At 52.7% G+C, this 21,622-nt stretch carries 11 protein-coding genes; 1 reads left to right on the top strand and 10 read right to left on the bottom strand.

All coding sequences use genetic code 11. The features are described 5' to 3' along the window. Window positions 1–479: 479 nt before the first annotated feature. The 8 genes from rpmG to E1757_RS12660 form a co-directional block, all read right to left on the bottom strand. Window positions 480–629: a 50S ribosomal protein L33 gene (rpmG, locus tag E1757_RS12695; protein ID WP_133228499.1), complete on the bottom strand. Its 150-nt coding sequence runs from the start codon at window positions 627–629 to the stop codon at window positions 480–482. A 33-nt stretch (window positions 630–662) separates the two neighbouring features. Next, a complete protein-coding gene (locus E1757_RS12690; RefSeq protein WP_133228496.1) occupies window positions 663–1,880 on the bottom strand; it encodes a GTP-binding protein in 1,218 nt (405 codons plus the stop codon). A gap of 415 nt (window positions 1,881–2,295) precedes the next feature. Next, on the bottom strand, window positions 2,296–3,618 hold the full coding sequence (locus E1757_RS12685; RefSeq protein ID WP_133228493.1) for an efflux RND transporter periplasmic adaptor subunit: 1,323 nt from the start codon (window positions 3,616–3,618) through the stop codon (window positions 2,296–2,298). Window positions 3,619–3,707: 89 nt separating this feature from the next. Then, on the bottom strand, window positions 3,708–6,821 hold the full coding sequence (locus E1757_RS12680) for an efflux RND transporter permease subunit (RefSeq protein WP_133228491.1): 3,114 nt from the start codon (window positions 6,819–6,821) through the stop codon (window positions 3,708–3,710). A gap of 526 nt (window positions 6,822–7,347) precedes the next feature. Next, a complete protein-coding gene (locus tag E1757_RS12675) occupies window positions 7,348–8,721 on the bottom strand; it encodes a sensor histidine kinase (protein WP_133228488.1) in 1,374 nt (457 codons plus the stop codon). Further along, window positions 8,718–9,395, bottom strand: coding sequence for a response regulator transcription factor (locus E1757_RS12670; protein ID WP_133229086.1), 678 nt, complete (start codon window positions 9,393–9,395; stop codon window positions 8,718–8,720). Before E1757_RS12670 ends, E1757_RS12675 begins: the two co-directional genes overlap by 4 nt. Before the next feature lie 504 nt (window positions 9,396–9,899). Continuing rightward, entirely contained in the window at window positions 9,900–10,904 is a 1,005-nt protein-coding gene (locus E1757_RS12665) for a zinc-dependent alcohol dehydrogenase family protein (RefSeq protein ID WP_133228485.1), read from the bottom strand. Between the two features lie 135 nt (window positions 10,905–11,039). Continuing rightward, on the bottom strand, window positions 11,040–12,224 hold the full coding sequence (locus E1757_RS12660) for an MFS transporter (protein WP_133228483.1): 1,185 nt from the start codon (window positions 12,222–12,224) through the stop codon (window positions 11,040–11,042). Between the two features lie 266 nt (window positions 12,225–12,490). Between E1757_RS12660 and E1757_RS12655 the strand changes: the two genes are divergently transcribed. Continuing rightward, on the top strand, window positions 12,491–12,739 hold the full coding sequence (locus E1757_RS12655; protein WP_133228480.1) for a hypothetical protein: 249 nt from the start codon (window positions 12,491–12,493) through the stop codon (window positions 12,737–12,739). Window positions 12,740–12,841: 102 nt separating this feature from the next. Here the strand turns inward: E1757_RS12655 and E1757_RS12650 are convergent, their stop codons facing one another. Together E1757_RS12650 and E1757_RS12645 are read right to left on the bottom strand one after the other, a co-directional pair. Beyond that, window positions 12,842–13,624, bottom strand: a complete 783-nt coding sequence (locus E1757_RS12650) for a prohibitin family protein (protein WP_246079196.1) — start codon at window positions 13,622–13,624, stop codon at window positions 12,842–12,844. 592 nt (window positions 13,625–14,216) lie between these two features. After that, the coding region (locus tag E1757_RS12645; RefSeq protein ID WP_133228475.1) for a PQQ-dependent sugar dehydrogenase at window positions 14,217–21,622 on the bottom strand (7,406 nt) is incomplete at its 5' end.

Here is a 21,622-nt window from a genome sequence, read left to right as displayed (position 1 = left end):
TATACCATCCTAGCAGTAGAAATCCTGGGACAAAGGCGACCGCTTACGTTTCTTCAGAACGTTCCCGCTCTCTCCGCGATTTATCCGATTACGACTTTATCGGGTTAAGACCCCTACTAAGGAGACTATCGATTAAAGGACGGGAACGGGCTTTGGAGATGACTTCGAAGCTCAAACACGTTTTATTGCCTTGATTTCATTATACTTTTCGGTAACAAGGCAATAAAAAACTCGCCCTGAAGCCATTCTCCAAGCCCTTATCCCTATTAATCGATAGTCTCCTCAGGTCCGTTACAATTTCAAACGGTCGAAATCGCGGCCAATAACCGCGCTCATGTCCGTTAATAAAAAGAACCTTCATCTCCGCTTTTCAGGTGGAATTGAAGGTTCTTTTGCGTGCAATTCGTTTTTTTCCATCATGCTAACCCTTTTTTGGGCAGCGGCTTACGACGTTTTCGGCGCAGTTCAAAGGAGCTGTGTTATCTCGTTTCCCTGTGCAGCGTATGCCGTTTCAGGCGCGGGCAATATTTGCGCAGCTCCATGCGTCCGGGATGCGTTTTTTTATTTTTCGTCGTCGTATAATTGCGGTCGCCGGTTTCCGTGCATGCCAGCGTCACGATTACTCTCATTGGGCTCACCTCCTATTGGATTCATCGTTCAAACTACTGAACAAGCTCCTGCTGCCGGGTCTCCTCCTCCATATTGGGAAAAGGATCCGGGAAGCCGCTCCAGTCCATCCGCATTTCCGCTTCCGTCAGCAGACATGCGTCCAGAGAAGCGGTCAGCTCGGCGCGATTCATCTCGATACCGATAAATACAATCTTATTAATCCGGTCGCCATATACCGGATCCCAATTGTCCAGCAGCCCGGCATCCTCCTGTACGAGCTCCTGCAGCTCCCGCTCGGGCAACGCCGCGGCCCAGTAGCCCGAAGGACCGAAGCGGATCGAAGGTCCGGCCTGGCTGAAAGATTGCGCCATTTGCGGACGGGTTGCCAGCCATACGGTGCCCTTCGAACGGACAATTTGTTCCGGCCAGTCCATCATCCAGGTCATCAGCCTTCCCGGATGAAATGGCCGGGGCCGCTCATATACGAACGAAGCGATCCCATACTCCTCCGTCTCCGGCACGTGAACGGGCTTTGACATTTCTTTAATCCAACCCGCTGACGCGCTGGCCTCGTCAAAATCAAACAGCCCGGTATGTAATACTTCGGACGGGTTCACTTGTCCGTTCGACGTTAAGATCAGCTTGGCCCGCGGCTGCAAGGTGCGGAGAACGCCTTCAAGCTCGTTCAATGTATCCGCGTCGACCATATCGCATTTGTTGACGATCAGCACATCGCAAAATTCGATCTGATCGATCAGCAGATCGACCACTTCGCGCGTATCGTCCTCGCCTGCGGCCTGGTTACGCTCAAGCAGCGTTTCGCCCGAAGCGAAGTCGCTCCAGAACCGGTAAGCGTCGACAACCGTGATCATGCAGTCGAGCCGGCAATATTGCGACAGATCGATTCCTTGCTCCGCATCCAGGTAAGTAAACGTTTGGGCGACCGGTACAGGTTCGCCAACGCCCGTCGATTCGATCAGGATATAATCGAAACGGTTTTGCCGCGCCAGCCGTTCGACTTCGCGCAGCAAATCCTCGCGCAGCGTACAGCAGATGCAGCCGTTCGACATTTCAACAAGCGCTTCATCGGTGCGCGAAAGCCCCCCTCCATCTTTAATAAGCCCGGCATCCACGTTTACTTCGCTCAGATCGTTGACGATAACCGCGACTCGCAGACCGTCGCGATTGTTTAAAATATGATTCAGTACAGTTGTTTTCCCCGCTCCCAAATAACCGCTTAACACCGCGACCGGAATTTTTTGTTCTTGCATCAATATTCTCTCTCCTTTATGCGTAAATTTTACTGTTATAATTCAACAATAAAACCGAGCTGCAACAACTCGGTTAAACGTATTTATTACGATTAAATATATGATACTTATTTTTCCCCGCACTGTCAACCGCCCTGATGTTCCTGGCGGCTCCGCTTGCCGGCGCGGACTTGGCTGCTATCGTGTTCCGTTGGCTGAATGCAGGCAAAACGGTCAAGCAGCCTTAAAGTGCCCACACCGGGCGTAACATGCAGAGAGGCAGCCTCTTCGGGGAGAGACTGCCTCTACTGATTTATATAAGCTTTATCCGATTACGACTTTATCCGGTTAAGACCCCCACCTCTAAGGTGGGCCTTGAATCAGGTAGGGTAGAATCCCCATCTGATTCCCCGATGTTCAGCAATGCTGAACGAGTTCACTTCTTCTGCTCGGCAGGTGCCACTCCCGCCGGTGCAGATGATTCCGGAGAAGCCGCCTCGACTTTTTGTCCGTCCTTGAGCTGATGCTGGCCTGTAGTGACCAGCTTCTCTCCTTCCTTCACCCCTTCGAGCACTTCTTGATAAGTGCCGTTGATTCTGCCAAGCCGAATCTTGCGCTTCTGATATGTATCTCCCTGAAGAACGAAGACATACGTTCCGCCTTCTTCCCGGATAATGCTCAAAGTAGGTACGACGACTACCTTCTCTTCCTCCTCTGACGTCAGCTGAATCATTACGCGCGTACCGGGAGTTATCCGATGATCCGGGTTGGCGACCTCCAGCTCCAGCGAGTATGTTTTCGTCTGCGCGCTCATTACCGGCGCCAAATAATTAAGTTTGGCCATGCCTTTATGATCGGGATCGCCCGGGCTGTAATACACAAGCTCCTTTTTATTTTTCACCAACAGCATATTCGTCTCGCTCAGCTCGGTCTTGATCTTGACCGGATCGATCTGCAGCACTTGTCCGAGCTTGGAGGATGTGCTCACAGTTTGCCCTGCCTCCGGCGTATAATCCGTCAAAATGCCGCTTGCCGGAGCCTTGACATTGTAATTGTCCAGGGATCGGTTGGAATCTTCCAGAGCAAGCTGATTCGTCTTCGCCTGCGTCTCGGCCGACGCGATCGTGTTGCTGTTGTCGTTGGCGGCAAGCTTGTTCTTCGCCGACTCCAGGCTCATGCGCGCGCTATCCGCCTGCTGCTTAGCCTGTTCCAGCTGACGATGATCCGTTATCGTGCCGGCATCGTAATCGTTGCGCATCTTATTGTAATCTTTCTCCGCATTTCTCAGCGCAACCTCGGCCTTCTCCACCGCATCCGCCAAATCTTTACGATTGTTGATCTGATCGTCCTTGGCTTTTTGCAGCGATTCCTGGGAGCTTCTTACTGCAAGCTCGTTCTTCTGTTTGGCCGACTCGGCGTCCCGGCTGTCGATTCGGAATAAAATGTCGCCCTTCTCCACATAATCTCCACGGCGTTTCAACACCTCGATAACTTCTCCGTTCGCTTTCGTAACGATATCGATGGCGGTACCGGCGGAAATATCCGCAACCTGCTCGGCCGGATCCGCAATACACTGCTTCGTGATCGCTTCCGTTTTCACCGCTCTGACCTTAAGCTGCGCCTCGGCCATCCCTTTCGGTCCCCCGGGAGCCGAGCAGCCGGCAGCCATCGCCGCCACGCCTGCGGCCAGCGCCATTATCGCCAGCAGGCGTACGGGACGAATCGTTTTTTTGGTATTGTCTGTGCTCATCCTCTTCATTGCTTTGCCTCCTCCATGCTTTTGCGAACTTTCTATCTGCTTGGAAGTCCGGTGAATTACGGCACGATGCCGGACTTTAATGTGAACGCTTATCCTTCAAGCGTGCCTTCATGGCTTGCAGAATGGCCGCCGCTATGAAATTTCCGCGAGATGTACGCCTTCATTTCCTCTATAAGCTCATAAATGATCGGTACAACGACCAACGTAAGAATCGTCGCTGTCGTCAAGCCTCCGATAACGACGACCCCAAGGCCTTTGCCGATTAAAGCGCCTTCTCCCGACAAACCGAGAGCCAGCGGCATCAGCGCCATAATCGTCGCCCCCGCCGTCATAATAATCGGTCTGAACCGGATCTTGCCCGCCTCGATCAAGGCATGACGAACCGTATAGCCTTCTTCGCGCAGCTGCTGGGCACGGTCAATCAATACGATGGCATTCGTAACGACAATACCGATAAGCATCATAAAGCCGATCATGGAAGTAACGTTGAGCGCTTGCCTGGTGATGACCAGCCCGATCAGTCCGCCGATGGCCGCCAACGGAAGCGAGAACAATATCGCGAACGGCGCGGATGCGTTTCCGAACGCAAGCACCATTATGAGATATACCATGAAGACCGCAACCGCCATAGCCATGAACAATTGCGTAAAGCTTTCGTTAATATCTGCATTGACCCCTTTCACTTCGCGGGTTACGCCGTCAGGAAGCTCCACGGTACGCAGTGCGCCCGACACCTTGGCGCTTACTGCGGCTTTATTGTCCGCCTTAATCTTCGCGGTTACCTTAACAAGCTGCTTCTGATCGTCGCGGCTTAATGAGACGGCGCCTGATATAAGGCTGATCTTGGCGACTTCCTTTAAATAGACGACGGAACCGTTCGGGCCGCTTAGCGGGATATTGCCGAGCTTCTCGAGCGAATTTTTATCCGACTTGTCCATCGATACCGTCGTTGTAAAGGTTTCTCCATCCAGCTTCAAATCGCCGAGCTTTTGTTTTTGGAGCCAATTGCTCGCCGTTTCCCGGACCGAGGATGCGGTCAAGCCGAAAGAACGCGCCTTTTTTTGATCGACGGCAATTTCGATCTCCGTTTTTCCGTCACTCAAGCTATCCTCGACCTCGCTCAGCTCTTCGAACTCCTGCAGCTTCGCTTTGACAATCGCCGCAGCCTGTTCCAGCCGCGCTTGATCCTCGCCCTTCAGGTTATAGGAGAAATCGGTGCTCGATATGCCGCTTCCTCCCCCCACACTTCTCGGCTGTACTTCGGAGCCCGCCGGAAGCTCGGAGAGAATAAACTGCTTCACCTGTTCCTTCACTTTGTCGGGATTTACTTGCTCGTTCACCTCAACATAAATTTGGGAAGCATAAGTTACACGGTTGGTGCCGTTGCCGTTATATCCGGCCAAGCCTTCTACATAAGTAAACAGCGGATTGCCCAGGCTGTCCTTCTCGTCCATCAGCATCTGCTCCAGCTCCTGCGTCTTCGCATTCGTAGCCTCGAACGCCGTTTCGTTCGGCAGCTTCATAACGAAATACATCGTTCGGGAAGGCTTCCCTTCCGGCAGAAAGGATAACCCCAACGCAGGAATGGTCGTTGCCAACGTGACGACGAACAACAGCGCTGCCATAAGAAGCGATTTAATCCGATGCTTCAACGACCAATGAAGTAAATTTTCGTAGGCTTGCATGAATTTGCTTTGAGATGCGCCCTCATGCGCATGTCCCTTGCCGGGCTTTCCTTTCAGCACCAGCAGCTTCGCCAGCATCGGAATGACCGTAAGAGCCACCAGCAGCGATGACAGCAGGGCGCACGCCAACGTAATAGCGAACGGACGGAAAAAGCCGCCGACCACGCCGCTGACCATGCCGATCGGCGCGAAGACGCCTACCGTAGCCAATGTTGAAGACGTAATCGCCATTGCCACTTGCTTGGTAGCCAGCAGAATGACGGATTCATTGCGCTTTTGCGCCTTTTCAAGCGAAGTATATATATTTTCAATAACGACGATGGAGTCGTCCACCACGCGTCCGACGGCTATAAACATCCCGCCGAGCGTCATCGTATTCAGAGTCAGACCCAGCTCCCACATCAGCAGCAGCGTAATGAGAATCGAAAGCGGGATCGATACGAGCACAATCAAGGTCATCCGAATATTGCGCAGAAACACCAAAATCATGAGCGAGGCCAGAAGCGCCCCAATCACGCCTTCCCGCAGCATGCCGTTGATCGATTCCCTAATCTCGTCCGCGCTATCGTAAGTCGTTTTGAACACCGCATTGGGCATGGACGTTTTCCATTGTTCTTTTAATTTTTCGACGGCATTGGAGAAATCGACCGCGTTGGCATTGCCCGTCTTGTATAAAATCATCGAGATGGCCGGCTTGCCGTTGAAGCGTCCGACAAAATCGGATTCGGTAATCGACTTGACCTTGGCTACGCGATCCAGCGTGACGATGTTTCCTTGGCCGCCCGTAATTTCAATCTGCTCCATATCGTATACGCTTTTGATATCGCCCGTAACGCGCGCGCTTTTATCGTTGCCTTCAACTTCCACGGTGCCGATCGGGCTCTTGGTTACGGCGGCGCGTATGGCCGAGGTCACTTGAGTCGGAGTCAAGCCATACGCGCTCAAGGCGTCCGCATCCAATTCGATATCCAGGCTGCTGTCGCGAACCCCGATGGAGTCCAGATGGTCAATTCCTTTGATCGATTCCAAATCCGGTTTAATCGTATCTTCATAGAGCTTGTCAAGCTCCGTCTGGCTCATCCCGTTCTCCGCGTTAGCTACCAAATAAACGGAAGGCATCGAAGAAGCTCCGAAGGTCGAAGCTTTCGGTGTTCCCGCCGAATCCGGAAGCATCACTTCCTGCAGCAAGCTTTCGACATCCCGCTTTTTTTTATCGGTATCTACATTTTGCTTGAACATCAGTATGATTCTCGCGTTATTCTCGCTCGAGGTCGAACTCATGGAATCGAGATCCTCGATATTAGCCAGCTTCTTCTCCAGCGGCTCTGTGATTTGTTCCATAACGTCCTTAGGCGCGCCTGTATAGGTTGCGCTTACCATAACAACAGGGAACGATACGTTCGGCATGTTCTCAACCTTGAGCTTGCTCGTCGCAAAAACGCCGCTTCCAAACAATAGAATCATGATGATGAACAAAGCCGATACGTTTTTCATGGAAAATTGGATTAATCGGTTCATTTCAGCACTCCCCTCGGTCCTTTCCTGGTTTGTCTTTTCAGCTGCTCTCTTATGTACAGAGACTAGCATAATATGTCAATATGAACTTAATATGAATAATCCGAAAATAATCCGGCAAAACGGGGCTTTGGCATCAGTGTCAAGCCAATACCAGTCCCCCAAAGGCGACTTGACGCTTCGGAGCCGATTCCGCAAACCCGTGTCCACCGGGTTTCGTCAAGAGTGTAAGCATCTCTTGGGCTTACTTGGGGGAGCCCCCGGTACATGAACTTGCCCAGCCATCCTCCAAGCCCTTAACCCCATGGAATCGACTGTCTTGGAGGCTTCGTAAACTTATCGTTCGTTTATCCGATTACGACTTTATCGGGTTAAGACCTCCACCTCTAAGGTGGACCTTGAATCAGGTGGGGTAGAGTCCCCATCTGATTCCCCGATGTTCAGCAAAGCTGAACGAGTTCACTTGAAAAAAGCAGGCGCCCTATCATCGGGCACCCGCTTCCTGCGGCATTGCTTATGAATTTATTTTTCAAGATACGGCTGCCTTTTTCTTCATTACGCCGGGGAGCGTTACTTTAAACACAGATCCTTTGCCCTGCTTGCTGTCCACGGCAACAACGCCTTGATGAAGCTCGACAATCTTCCTGACGATCGCCAGCCCCAGTCCGCTGCCTCCTATTTCCCGCTGCCTGGAACGATCCGCTTTATAGAAGCGATCGAAGATGTGATGGATGGCATCCGGAGATATGCCAATTCCCGAATCATGGACCGTTACCTGCACGCGGTCGGTCAGCAATTCCAGCTTCACCTTAATTTTGCCGTTCTTCGGCGTGAACTTGATAGCGTTGCTAAGCAAATTAATCCATACTTGGCTCAGCTGATCCTCATCCCCGACAATCATCACCTGGGGCAGTATGAGCTCCATCTCCAACTGCTTGGCCGACCAGAGCGGCTCCTGAGATACGATAATCCGGCGTATTTGCTCGTCAAGACGGTAAGATACCGGGTGAAACGGATGATGCTCCGACTCCAGAGAAGCAAGGCTGAGCAAATTATCGCTTAGACGGGACAATCGTTCCGACTCGGTCATAATGATTTCCAAATATTGATGCCGTTCATCCTCCGGCAGCTCCGTATACCGAATCAGCTTGGAAAATCCCGCAATTGACGTTAGCGGCGACTGAATTTCATGAGACACGCTGGAGACAAAATCTTGCCGCATCAGCTCCAGCTGCTTGAGCTCTCCCGCCATATGGCTGAAGCTGCGGGCCAAGTCGCCAACCTCGTCCTTGCGGTTCAACCAGCTGAATGTAATGTCAAAATCGCCCTTTGATATACGTTGGGTTGCCTGGGTCAGCAATTTGAGCGGCTTCACCAAATAACGCGCGGCAATGAGTACGAAGGCGCTCCCCATAATGAGCGTAATAGCAAGAAAGGTAGATAAGATATATCTGAAATTGTCCTCGTTATTCCGTATAACCGGCCTAACGAAAAGAGCGTAGCTTTCGTTCTTGAGTTGAAACGGATATCCTACGTACTGCTCGAACGGCTCCCCGGTCTGCCTGGCAGCCTGACCGTTCAATACTTGCTCCACCGCCGAATCCGGTATATTCACACGATCCTGCTGCAGACCGAACACTTCTTTATTCAGCTTCGAATCGTACAGCGTGACGGAGTACCGTCTGGCCCAATGAAGGTTATGCAAATAGGTTTCCATATCGGTCCCCTTCATCTCCTGGAAAATCGCGACCATATCCTCCGAAGCATTATACAAATCATTCTGCATCCCCGATTCGAATAAATCCCTGAACCAATAATTGGAAGTATAAAAGGCGATGCTCAACCCCAAGATAACCGACACGATAAAAGTCAGCGCGACACGAACATAGAGGGAACGGATCATGCCTTAAGCTCCAATTTATAGCCCAATCCGCGTACGGTCACAATGGCAAAGTCAGGCGCATCCTCAGTGAAGCGTTCTCTAAGACGCTTAACATGAACGTCCACGGTTCGCTCTCCCCCTTCGTAATCCCTTCCCCAAATGAGATCGACCAGCTGCTGTCTCGTGAACACCTGATTCGGATGCTTCGCGAGCGTGAACAGCAGCTCGAATTCCTTCATAGGAAGCGTCTGCCGTTTGCCTTGGCGGCTTACTTCGAGATTTTTGACGTTTAACTCCGTATCCCCAAGCAGCATAACTTGAGAGGTATGAATCCGGTACCGCTTCATCAGCGCCTTGACCCGCATAGCCAGCTCCATCGGGTCAAACGGCTTGACCACATAATCGTCGGTGCCTAACTGAAATCCCTTCACCTTATGCGCCGGCTCGCTTTTGGCCGTCACCATGAGCAGCGGAAGGTCGGGATAGCGGATGCGGATTTCCTTGCACAGCTCCCATCCGTCCATCAGCGGCATCATAATATCAAGAATGACCAGATCGACCATTGTCCGCTCCAACAACTCAAGCGCCTCAAGCCCGTTGCTGCTATCGAGCAACTGCGTCTCTTCGTTTCGCAAAGCCAGCTTGATCAGCTGTCTAATAAAAGGATCATCGTCCACAATTAAAATTTTGGCCACCATGGTTTCCCTCTTTCGTTGATACGCAAACTTTTTTTCTTTATAATAGTCTATCTCAGAAGCAGGCCGGCGTTAAGATACGGCAAGCCGGACCGGATCGGAACGATCAAGCCGCCTGTCCCAAACTGTAGATGAATAGAAATAAAGGCTTGAAAAAAAGCATGGCTGCCCTACCGTTCAACGACGGCTTCCTGTCCTGTCTTATGTAATGCGTTGCAGTCCGGAGCGTATATTTATGCTCATTTTATATTACCGTGCCAATGTGAACTGAATATGAACAAAACACAAATTTCAAGCTTAACCCCTTAAATACGAGGGACGGACCGAGGCGACGTTATTTGGGGGAAAATGGTGTAATTGAAGGACTGGCTTTCACAGATCGAAAAGGACGCCTTTCGGCGTCCTGCGGTATGCAATATACGTCTAATGCACAATGGACATGCGCATTTTTCCAGCTTTAGAAGTCCGGTGAATAAATTGCGGAGAAAGCGGAAAATAGCTCGATCACCAGACGATAACGCCTTTCGATACGTTCAATTGCGGATAGCGGCTCATCGCATCCGGAATTTGTTCCAGCGTAAAGCGATGGCTGATGATCGGCTCAATTCGCACGATGCCTTGCCGGATCAGCTCGATCGCCTCCTCGTGCGTATGCGGATTGATGAAAGAGCCGAACAGCCGCAGCTCCTTCGCGAATATCGCAAACGGCGATACGGCAATCTGCGTATCCGGCGATGCGACGCCGAACAGCAGCACCTGGCCGCCCTTTCTCGCCGCTTGGATCGCCAGCTCCATGGACTGCTGGCGGCCTACGCATTCAATGACAACATCGGCCGAGTTTTGCAGCCGCTCCAACGCTTCTCCTGCGGGGACGACCGCTTCGTCCGCGCCCAGGGCAAGCAGTCCGGCATGCTTCTCGACCGCCGGATCGCTTACGATAATGCGCGCGGCGCCTTGACGCTTGACCAGCTGCAGAAACAGCTGCCCGATAAATCCGCCGCCGATCAGCAGCACCGTATGCGTCGGGCGGATATCCACCTTACGGAAGCCGTGAAGCACGCAGCCGAGCGGCTCGACCATCGCCCCTTCGATATAGCTCATCGTATCCGGCAGCAAGTAGCAATTGGCTGCAGGCGCAATGCAATATTCGCCCATCCCGCCATCGCGCGTCACGCCGACGGCCTGCAGATTGTCGCACAGCTGCACGCGTCCGCTGCGGCAGTACTCGCAGCTTCCGCAGTAGATGTTGGGGTCCACCGATACGCGGTCCCCCACCTGCAGGCCGGTGACCCCTGCCCCAAGCTCCACGACCTCTCCAGCCAGCTCATGACCCAGCACAACCGGCGGCGTCACGGCCGCCGAGCCGGGATGGCCGTGGTATATATGCTGATCCGTGCCGCAAATGCCGCAGCTTTTTACCCGGATTTTGACTTCATCTTGCGAGAGTGGTTTCGTCTCCCATTCGCCCACTTCGATACGATGGGTTCCTTTTAACACGGCTGCTTTCATTAGTGATAGTCCTCCTTGTTTTGTTTGAGTTTTATTTGCGATTCGTTCCGGTATGCCGGGATGCTAGCGGCGCTCCGCAGGTATCTTGCCTGTAGTCACATTTTACCGCCTATGCGCCGACGGCTTTGCCTTTAATCACATTTTACCGCTTTGCGCCAACGGCTCCCGGTCCGCCGCTTTTGCCGAAAAATATTTTCCGGCCCAATAATAGCCCGCCGTCGAGACGGCGCCCATCAAAGCCAGTACCGCAAAGGAATTTTGAAAGCCGAAGTGCGCCGCGTACAAGCCTCCCAGCATCCCGCCGATAATTTTGCCGATACTTAGCTGGATGACGGAATTGAGCATCTGCCCGGTTGCTTTCAGTTCCTTTACGACATGGGTATTGACGTACTCCGCCAGACACATATAAAACAAAATGTAAGTCCCGCCATGCAGTATCCAGGTCAATATGTACGTCACCGGAGTCAGCGCAAAAGCGTACAAACACCATCTTAACGTATGGATGATTCCTGAGAAAATAAGAATGTTGCGAATGCCGAACCGGTTGTAAAACCGCTGAAAAAATATCATGAACGGAAATTGGGCGACCGAGCCGATCGCGAGACCGAGCCCGATAACCTCCATGCCGATCCCCTGATCTCTGCTGTATATCGCCTGGAACGACCATAAAAAACCCATCGAAATCGATAAGGAAAGCGTGTAGACGTACAACACCGTCAGCTGTTTGTTTTTAAAAATCTCAACAAGCCTCACCTTTTTCATGCCGCTCTGATGACCGGCCACCTGCGGAATTCCGAGAGACAGCAAAAAACAGCCCAGCATAATTAGCGACGTCACCAGAAAAATCGAATGAATGTGAACGGCGAACAGCCATCCGGCAAAAATGGAAATAAACGCATACCCGACCGAACCGAACGTCCGAATCGTTGAAAACCGTACGACCCCTTTGGAGGACAGCTCCAGTGTGATCGCATCGCTCAGCGGATTGATTGCAATCTGAAACAGGCTGAACAGCGCCATCGCCAGCAGCAGCGGCCAAAACAGGCTTCCGGCAGCCGGCACGAGCCATACCGTGATACAGGACAGCAGCGTGCATAGGATCAAAATCCGGTTTTTCGACTTCGAGCGATCCCCGGCAAGCCCCCATAACGGCTGCGTAAACATCCCTACGACGGCGCCGATGGAAGTTAACACGCCGATTTGGGTATTGCTGACCCCCACCTCCGTGAAATAAACGCCGATATAAGACGAGAAAGATCCCGTGCTCATATAAATAAACGCATAAAAGAGCGCCAGAATCACAATGTTCTTATTGTTCATTGGAAATCCGCCTTCCTCGGTTGCCTTTTTTAATCGGGAAGCTTCCCGGTATGAAAGCCGATCCTTTTCTATTATTCCACTTGCGGTTAAGGATGACAATTAAAATTTCTAGTTAACCGGAACGCAAGCGGGCGTCCACTCCGATTTAACGGCATCGTGTCCCCCACAATTCCGTTCATTCCGTTCAGCAGGTCTTGTACCCACACCGTTCGCTCTCGCCTTTCATATGCTGGATAATAAGGCGCAATAGAATGGGGTGGATCCGAATGTCAGCCATATCGAATTATATAAAATGCAAAACTTATATGAATAAATACGTCTCCATCAAAACGAAACGCGGCACGTACAAAGGCAAAATCGTCAAGGTAGACAAGAAAAAAGTATACCTGCAGGTTTCCTCGTTCCGCGACGGCAATAAAGCTCACACATCCTTCTTTCCGTTTATTTTGTCGCTTGTGCTCTTCGATTTGCTCGTTATCACGCTGCTGTCAACAAGACATAGACGGAGATTCTGATAGCCTGTCTGCGGCCCTCGGCCGCGCATTATTTCCTCAACGGCAAAAAAACCGGGCGATGAAAATCGCTCGGTTTTCTGCTGTTCATTACACTTGTTCCGGTTATTTCACATTAATAAACGGTGTCGCGCCGCCGGTGACATTCGGCATGGAGCCGTTCCATTTTTCAATCGCTTTAAGCTGGGCTTCGATCTCCCTTAGTTTAATAAGCTCCGGAGTAACTTCCTGCTTTTGGAGCCTTAACGCTTCCGCTTGCGCCTGGGCGCGCGTAATTTCCTGCTCCTTCTCAATTTTGATCCGGTCCAGATCAAGCTTCGATTTAAGCGCCTGCTGCTCTGCAATTTGCTTCTGCTCAATAGCGCGGTCGAATTCCTCGGAAAATTTAAACTCCGTAATATTAATTTCGTCCAGCACCATATTATAGAGGCTCAGCTTGGCCGCCAGCGCTTCTTTGACCTTGGAGCTGACTTCGGAACGTTTGGCAATGAGATCCTCAGCCGTATATTGTGCCGTAATTCCTTTCAACGCTTCGCTGATCGCCGGGTCTACGACGCGGGCTTTATATTCCATGCCGACTTTCTGGAACAGGCTGTTCACGTTTACCCCTTCCAAATGATAGTTAACCGCCAATGTCGTCGTTACGGTTTGCAGATCGCGGCTGGCGGAAACTTGGCTGGATTCAGCCTTCTGCACGCGGACCTCGATCGGAATCACCTTCTGAATCAACGGAATCCGAAAGTGCAAGCCTTCCTCCAGCACCTGCGGCTGAACCGCCCCCAATTGCAATACGACGCCGCGGTGGCCTGCCTCCACGATGGTAAACGACTGGAGTCCAAGCAAAATAATGAGGACTGCAACCACCAGACCTACAATCGTTTTGGACATGTTCTTCGGACCCGGAAATTTTACGGTCGTTTCACTGTTCATCCACATAACCCTCCTGTAGTTCGTTTTTATATGCTATTCAATACGTGGGAACGGCGGATATGTTTCGTAAAAATTATTATGGCCCGACCCGAAGCGGTCCGAAGAAGCCGCATCGGCGCTTTAACGGCAGCTTTTCTTGCAGGGATAGCATCTTGCCGTTTCGCAAACATTAAAATAAGGCAAACGCTCCGTTCCAAGGATAACGGCTCCGCGTCCTTAGGGGACGAGCGCGTTTATCAAGGTTGTGCGAAGCAAAGTATAAAATCTTATACTTGCTATTCAACAAAACTAAACGGCTTCTCCGTCTTCATTGACGGGCATACATGTCAAGGATAGGCGAAGCCAATCATGCTTAAGCTGTCTGTCAATAGAGAAAGGCTGCCGGTTGGCAGCCTTTCTCCGCAGGACGGACATGCGATTAATTACTTAATGATGTATCCAATGGGGGCTCCCCCAAAAGTAAGATCAAGAGTCGCTTTCACTCTTGATGAAACCCGGTGAACACGGGTTAGCGGAATCGGCTTCAAAGCTTCGCGTCACTTTTGCGGTCCTAGTTCAATTTCGTCAGCGTAATGATGTCGAATGAAATGACATTTCCGCTGCCGCCGCTGCGGCCCGCGTGCTTGAATCTGAAGGTTTGACTGCCTGCTTCCAGATGCGCTTGACCGATCGCGCTCAAATACATACCCTGCAATGCGGCGTCCGATACATATTGAACTACCGGCAAACCGACATCAGTCCCGCCAACCGACAGCTGCGGATTGGCTCTGTTATTACTTTTACAATAGCCTAAAGCGATTTGATAATTTCCGGCGGCGGGAACGTTAACGGTAAATTCGATCCAATCCCCTGCGGCGGTAAATGTTACCTGCAGCTGCGAACCGTTGGTCGCTCCGTTGTAGGCATAATTCGTCGCATGGTCGGTTCCGGCCGTCGTCGAAAAATTGCCCGACATGGTGTATTTGCCGGTCACGGCTGCTTCATAAACGATATCTGTCACGGTGATGGAATACGACGTGCTTGCCGTTCCGTCTTGAGACGTGACGTTAAGCCGGTTCCCCGTTTGAAGCGGCTTGCTTCCGCTTATTTGACCGTAGACGGCGTCCGTCACCGTATAGGACTGGTTCATGGCGGCCGGCGACTCGATCTCGGCTGTAAGATCGGCTGCCGTCGTGCCGGTATACGCGATGATGCTCCTCTCCTGATTATAGACAGCGATGATATGCGGATGCGCATTCTGCTTTACTTGAACGAACGGTTGTTGCTGCGGTATCGTTTGAAGCCTGACGTTCATTGGGCCCGGTGCGGGACCTCCGCCCGGAATCTCGACCAGTTTAATATAGTCGAAGGTGATGCCGGTTCCGCTGCTGCTTGCATTTTTACCGGTAACGACAAACCGGAATTTGCGGTCGCCGCCGGTTGTGAATGTTACATTGCCGAGATCGGCGGTCCGGTACGTTTGGCTGGCGAAATATTCGTCAACCGGATTGCCCTGCGTCGTCCCATCGATAAAGAGCTGGACGATCCCCCGGTTATTGTTCGTCTTGTAAGTAAACAGGACATTATAAGTACCCGGTGCCGGAACGTTAACGGTATATTCGATCCAATCGTTGACAGCCGAAGTCGAGCCGAACTGTCTGTAGCTTCCTCCGCTGGCGGCGGCATCGTTAGCTGTAGTCGTATTGATGCCGGATGTCGTAAACGGCGTAGACTCGCCTTCATAAATTCGCGATACGGACATGACGATCGCATAGCTTGCCTGCGCGGCGCCGTCCGCCGCCCTCACGTTCAGCTTATCTCCCGCGGCAAGCGCGCCGCCGCCCCGTTCGCCGCCCGCCGAGTCGGCCACCGTATAAGTCTGGTGCGAGCCGTCGGCCGATTCGATCTGGGCCAGCAGCTGCTCGACCGTCGTTCCGGTATCCGCTAAGATCGAGCGGGCGGCCGTATCGATAGCCCGAATGTTCGGATGCGCCGATCTCATCCGGATATCCGTATTGGCGCTCAGCGCTTCCAAAACAATGGAATAGTCCGTTGAGTTCGAGCTGTCCTGCGATGTGACGACCAGCTTATCCCCGGCCGCGACAGGCCCTGTCACCTTAGGCAGGCCGCCTGCCGTTACGACCGCAAAGGTTGGAGACGAGGCGTTCGCCGATTGAATCTGGGCCATGAGCTGCTCAACCGATGTACCGGCTCCGACTGTAAGGATGCGGGCGACCGGGTCTAACGCAATCAAATTCGGATGAACCGGCTTCAATTCGATGGCGGTCGAGCCGCCTTGCGCCGGAAGCAGCTGCTGATCGGCCACGTCGATGCCGTTCAAATCGCCGATCGGAGCGCTGTTTACAAATGTAACACCGCTAGATTTGCTAATTTTTACCAAATAATCGTTTTTAGCGCTGAATTTTGGAACTGTCAGACGATCGAAGCGAGCGCCGATAACGTCCTCGACGGCAACGGCATATCGTCCGTCATCCTCACCGGCATCAAAGGTTGTCGTCACATTTCTCAGCTCCGCATTTTTAATATGGCGCAAATAAAAACCATAGGACGGACGCTGCCCCAAATCGCCTACATTGTAGTTGCCCGCCGGCGAAGGGTACCGGGTCGGCATTTCGACCGGAACGGCATCTTTCACCGGATCGGTCAGGTTTTGACCTAAAGCCACTTGCGCCGAGCTGCGTGTCGGGTTCGCCTTTTTGGCGGTGATGCTGATGTTCTCCAAAGTAATATTTTCGGCGTAATGCGTAATGCCGGTATCCTTGTTAAAATAGCCGCTTACGGTCGGCGCCCATGTTTCGCCGCTCTTGACGCCTACCGCCTCCGTGATTTGAATGTTTTTCAACGTTACGTTTTTAATGCCTCCCACCAATCCGGCTTCAGGTCCTCCGGGACGGCGTCCTCTGTTGCTGATGGCCATCGTAATAGGCGCCTTCGTGCCTGTCATTTTATTCGTGCCGTCAAGCAGCAGATTGTTGACTGTCGTCCCGTCGTTGATGGAGATCGAAAAGCCCGATTTATCGGCCTGGTGCACATTAATGTTGGAAACATGAATATTGGAAATGTTGCCGACCGTCTCCGAGCCGATCTGGAACAGGTTGCACCATGTCCAGCCTTCGATTTGATCGACTCTGTAGTTGCCCGTATGCCTCGTAAATCCGAGCGCATAGTCGCTACCTAATTTGACGATGTCGTCCGCCGCAAATTCGGTGTACACATTGACGATCGATACGAAGCTGTCGGACATCAGGTCGAAAATATCCCGGTTCGTATAAGTGCCGCCGATATATCCGATCAGGTTGTTATTGTTGTCGAACTTTTTGGCCGTGTCCTCGTCTACGACATATACGTCATGAATATCCATGTAGTCGACGCCGCCGGACAGAAGCTGGAAGTGCCCGACCCGCTGCACCTTCAGCTTGTTGCTCTTGTCTTTCAACGCATACGGTCCGCCTGCTGCGCCATATCCGCCGAACTCATAGTTCGTACTGAGCGTGAGCGATACCTGCTTGTCGGATTGTCCGGAGCTGCTGGCCGGATCGCCGGTGATCATGGCCGTTCCGCCGTGGATGAGGCCGGTACCGACAATTTTGACATTATCGAGCCGCAATCCGTAAAACATCGCGCTGTGATGGAAGCTGTGGCCGTTATCCTGGTATTGGTTCAAACGGACGCCCCTGTCGTCGATCGCTCCTTTCAATGCCCACAGCACGGAGCCTTCCGCCAAATACAGGTACACGTTGCTTTTCAGATGAATCGTGCCTTGGCCGAAAATGCCGGCAGGCACGTATACGGTACCGCCGCCCGTTGCCGCCGCCGTATCGAAAGCGGCTTGTATGGCTCTTGTATTGTCAATCGCGCCGGCCGTGGAAGCTGCAGAAACCGCGCCGAAATCGGCAATGTTAAAATGGCCCGTATAATACTTGGCGGTATTGGATATTCCTGCATTGTTTCCGCCGGTCACCTTTAACCGGAATTCATAATTTTTATTCAGCGTCAGATTCGTTACATCCGCTGTCGTGACAGAAACGCCAACCGCATATTTCGGAATTTCATGCAGCCCGACCGCGATTTTATCGAGATCGGTCAACTCGGAAGCCGGCTTTCTGTCGACTAGCTCCCCGTTGAGTGCTTTAATCTTATTGACATCGTCGGTCGTAACCGTTTTTTGCTGAACGGTGAAGCTCGCGTCGCTCCATGTCAAACCGCCGTCGGTCGATTGCTCGACTTTGACGTTTGTCGCGTTGGCCGGCGTCAGCCAGGACAATTGCGTCCTCGTGTAATCGGGCTCCGAATATTTCTCGATTTTGATTACCCGTTTCAAATCGGAGACAGTGTCCACGCTGCTCAGCACAGCCTTCTCCGATGCCGCTCCGACGCTGTGATCTTTTCCTTGAATCGCATTCGTCGCTTTAAATTCATAACCCTGGGACGAAACGGCAGGAACGGCCTTCGCGTTCAGAAACAGGAGCACATCCGTGCCGTTATGCGGCTGAAGCTCAAGCTCTTTGAGCGTCACGATTTTGCCGTTCGCGCTGATTTCGCCCGAGGTCAATTTGCGCTTATCCATGCCGACAATGGAAACCTCGTCTGCCGTAGTAGCCGCAATGCCATTCGGCAGCGTAAAGATGACTTCCCATTTCGGGAATACCGGGTGGTTGGTCGAGCTCGTCGTAAGCGGAACTTTGCTGGTGACGTTATAAGCGACCTGGATATTGCGGGTCGTGCCTGCGGTCATGACCTCATCCACGAGACTGAGCTCTCCTGCGCTGGTCGCATTGGCATTGTCCGTTTCCACGGTGATGGTGTAAGCCTCTTTGGTCGATCCGTCGGCGGCCGTCACAACCAGCTTATCCGAGGAGACTAATGCGCCTGCGACTTTGGCCTGATCGCCTGCGGTCGTGACGGCATACGTTTGCGCCGAACCGTCCGCCGCTTCCACCTGCGCTACAAGCTGCGCGACCGTTGTACCGCTAACAGCCGTTATCGTTTTGTTAACCATATCGACTGCGGTCAAGTTCGCGTGCCCGGACGCTTTTAATCGAACCGTCGTATTATTGGATTGGGGTTCGGGATTGCCGCTTGCCGACAGCTGCACCAGCTCAATATAGTCGACAGAGAGCGCTCCGCTCGTCGCCGCAGCATTTCTCCCTGTATAAACGAATCTGAATTTGTGCCCGCCCGCTTCCGCAATGGCGACCTCGCCCATGTTCGACTTATACATTCCCGCCTGCGCATCCGGAACATACAGGTCCAGAGGGGCTCCCTGCGGCGTACCGTTGATGCTCAGCTGGAAAATACCGCGTCCCGGGTGCTTTTTATACGAATAAATAACTCCGTAATTGCCCGCCGCCGGCACATTCAGCGTAAATTCGACAGTATCTCCCACGGTCGTAGTCGCTACTTGCAAATGTACGCCGTCTATCGCCCCGGCCTGGTTGGGCGTCGTTACGGTTCTCGTTGGATTAACCGTATACGGCGTCGTCCGCCCGATATATATGTTGGACACCGTTATCGTATAGGACGCTTTCGTCATGCCGTCCGCTGCCGTGACAACCAGCTTATCTCCGGTTGCCAGCGGACCTTCCGTTTTGGCTTGGCCGCTTGTGTCGGTTACGGCATAACCTTGCGCATCTGCGGATGTCGATTCGATCTGGGCCGACAAATTTGCAACGGTGGAGCCGATCATCGCTTTCAGCGTCAGTGTCCCTATATCAACGGCATGCAGATTCGGGTGCTGATCCTTAAGCTTAATGTTTGTATTCGCCGAACGATTCATCGGCGTCAGCTTCACGACCCTGTCTTTGTTCGGATCCGTATGGTTGCTTGACGAAATGTAAATATTGCCTGCCGCATCCTCGAATACGTCTCGAATCCGGCCGTATTCGCTGTTAAAATAAGCTTCCTGTTTCATTCTGCCATCCTCGAAAGACAGCAGCACCAGCTGCGAGCCTCTCAGGTTGGTGACGAACAGCTTGCCGGTCCAAGGCCCTTTCTTGACAAAAGCGATTCCCGAAGGAGCCAGCCGGTCGTTGCCGGTATGCAGGATCGGCGCACGCAGCGTAACACCGTTTACTACGGATTCGAGATCGCCCTCGATCACAGGCCATCCATAGTTGCCTCCCGGATCAATGATATTGATCTCGTCGTGGCCGACATCACCGTGCTCCGCGCTGTACAACACCCCCGAATCATTCCAGGCCAGCCCTTGCGGATTCCGATGGCCGTAAGAATATACATAAGGATTGGCAGCCGGGTTGCCGACAAACGGATTATCGGCAGGGACGCTTCCGTCCAATTTCATGCGGAGAATTTTGCCGCCGGGATCGTTTAAATTTTGCGCTTTCTCTTGAACGTAATTTTCACCGACTGTAATATACATATATCCGTCCGGGCCAATTTTGATTCGGCCGCCGCTATGATTGCCGTTGCCGTTCGTTGGCGTAGCGGGAAGATCGTCCAGCAGCGTCTTGTCGATCGCCGCCGTATTCCCGTCCTGCGACACAACCAGCCGGAGTACGCGGTTAGCGGTAGCCGTGCCCGACTTAATATAAGACTGGTAAACATACATGTAACGATTTGTTTCAAAATTAGGATCGAGTACCATACCGAGCAGACCACTTTCGCCCTTCAGGAACAAATTGGCCGATAGATCGATCACGGGCTCGCTTCTCAGCTGGTCGCCGCGCATCAAACGTACTTTGCCATTGCGCTCCGTGAAATAAAGCGTGCCGTTCTTCGCCATATCGAACGCCCATGGAATATGCAGGTTTTCCGCGATAATCCGCACGTCATAAGGTATATCGGTCTTTTTCGGGATGGTGACGTTGATTGCATAGGAAGCCGTCGCCATTTTATCTGCCGCCGTTACGACCAGCTTATCGCCGGTGGCAAGCGGCGAGCCCGGCTTCTTGACAACGGCCTCCTTGGACGATCTGCTGCCGTTCGTACTCAAGACGGCGTAAGTCTGGGCGGAGCCGTCGGCAGCTTCGACCAGGCCGGCCAAATCCGCTGCCGTTGCTCCGCCTAATACCGCAATCGATGCGTTCGCCGTATTGACGGATGTCACATACGGATGCGGCCCTTTCAATTGAATATTCGTATTGCTCGACTCCGATCCGGGATTGCCGCCGCCGGAAATATCCGTCAGCTCGATAAAATCGAACGTGGTCGCATATGCGGAGCTGGCCGCATTTTTGCCTGTAATGACGAATTTGAATTTATGCTCGCCGGCTTGGGCAAATGTAATATTGCCGAGCTTGACGGAAGTCATTGCCGATGCCGCAGCGTATTGATCGATCGGATTGCCGAACGGAACGTCGTCCACGTACAATTGGGTGATCGACCGATTGTTGTTGGACTTGTAGCCAAACACGACATGATAAGTACCCGCTTGGGACACATTCAGTTTGAATTCAAGCCAGTCGCCGACAGCAGGCGTCCCGTTCAGCTGCAAATATTTGCCTCCGCTTGCATTGGCATCGTTGGCCGTTCCGGCAGTTACTCCGGATGTTGTAAACGGAGTGCCCGCTTCGCCTTCATATCGTTTCGATACAGCCGCGATGATGCTGTAAACCGACTGTGCCCGCCCGTTCGCTGCGGTGACGGTCAGCTTGTCGCCGCTCGCCAGCGCTGCGGACGGCTCCTTGGCCGCTCCGCCCGCATCCGTCACGGCGTAAGTCTGCTGCGAGCCGTCTGTCGACTCGATCTGCGCCGTCAGCTGCTCGACTGTCGTACCGTCCAGCGCCGTTACCGTGTGCGCTGTTTCATCCAGCGCGATCAGGTTCGCGTGACCGCTCGCTTTCAGTTGGATTTGCACGTTGGCGCTCGGCTCTGCCGGCACCGTCGACACGGCGATCGCGTACGTCCGCGACGCTTGGCCGTTCGCTGCGGTGACGGTCAGCTTGTCGCCGCTCGCCAGCGCTGCGGACGGCTCCTTGGCCGCTCCGAACGCATCCG

The sequence above is a fragment of the Paenibacillus piri genome, assembly GCF_004354045.1.
Classification (GTDB): Bacteria; Bacillota; Bacilli; order Paenibacillales; family NBRC-103111; genus Paenibacillus_S; species Paenibacillus_S piri.
Note: the sequence above shows the minus strand (reverse complement) of the source record. Positions and strands in the feature narration are given on the sequence as shown.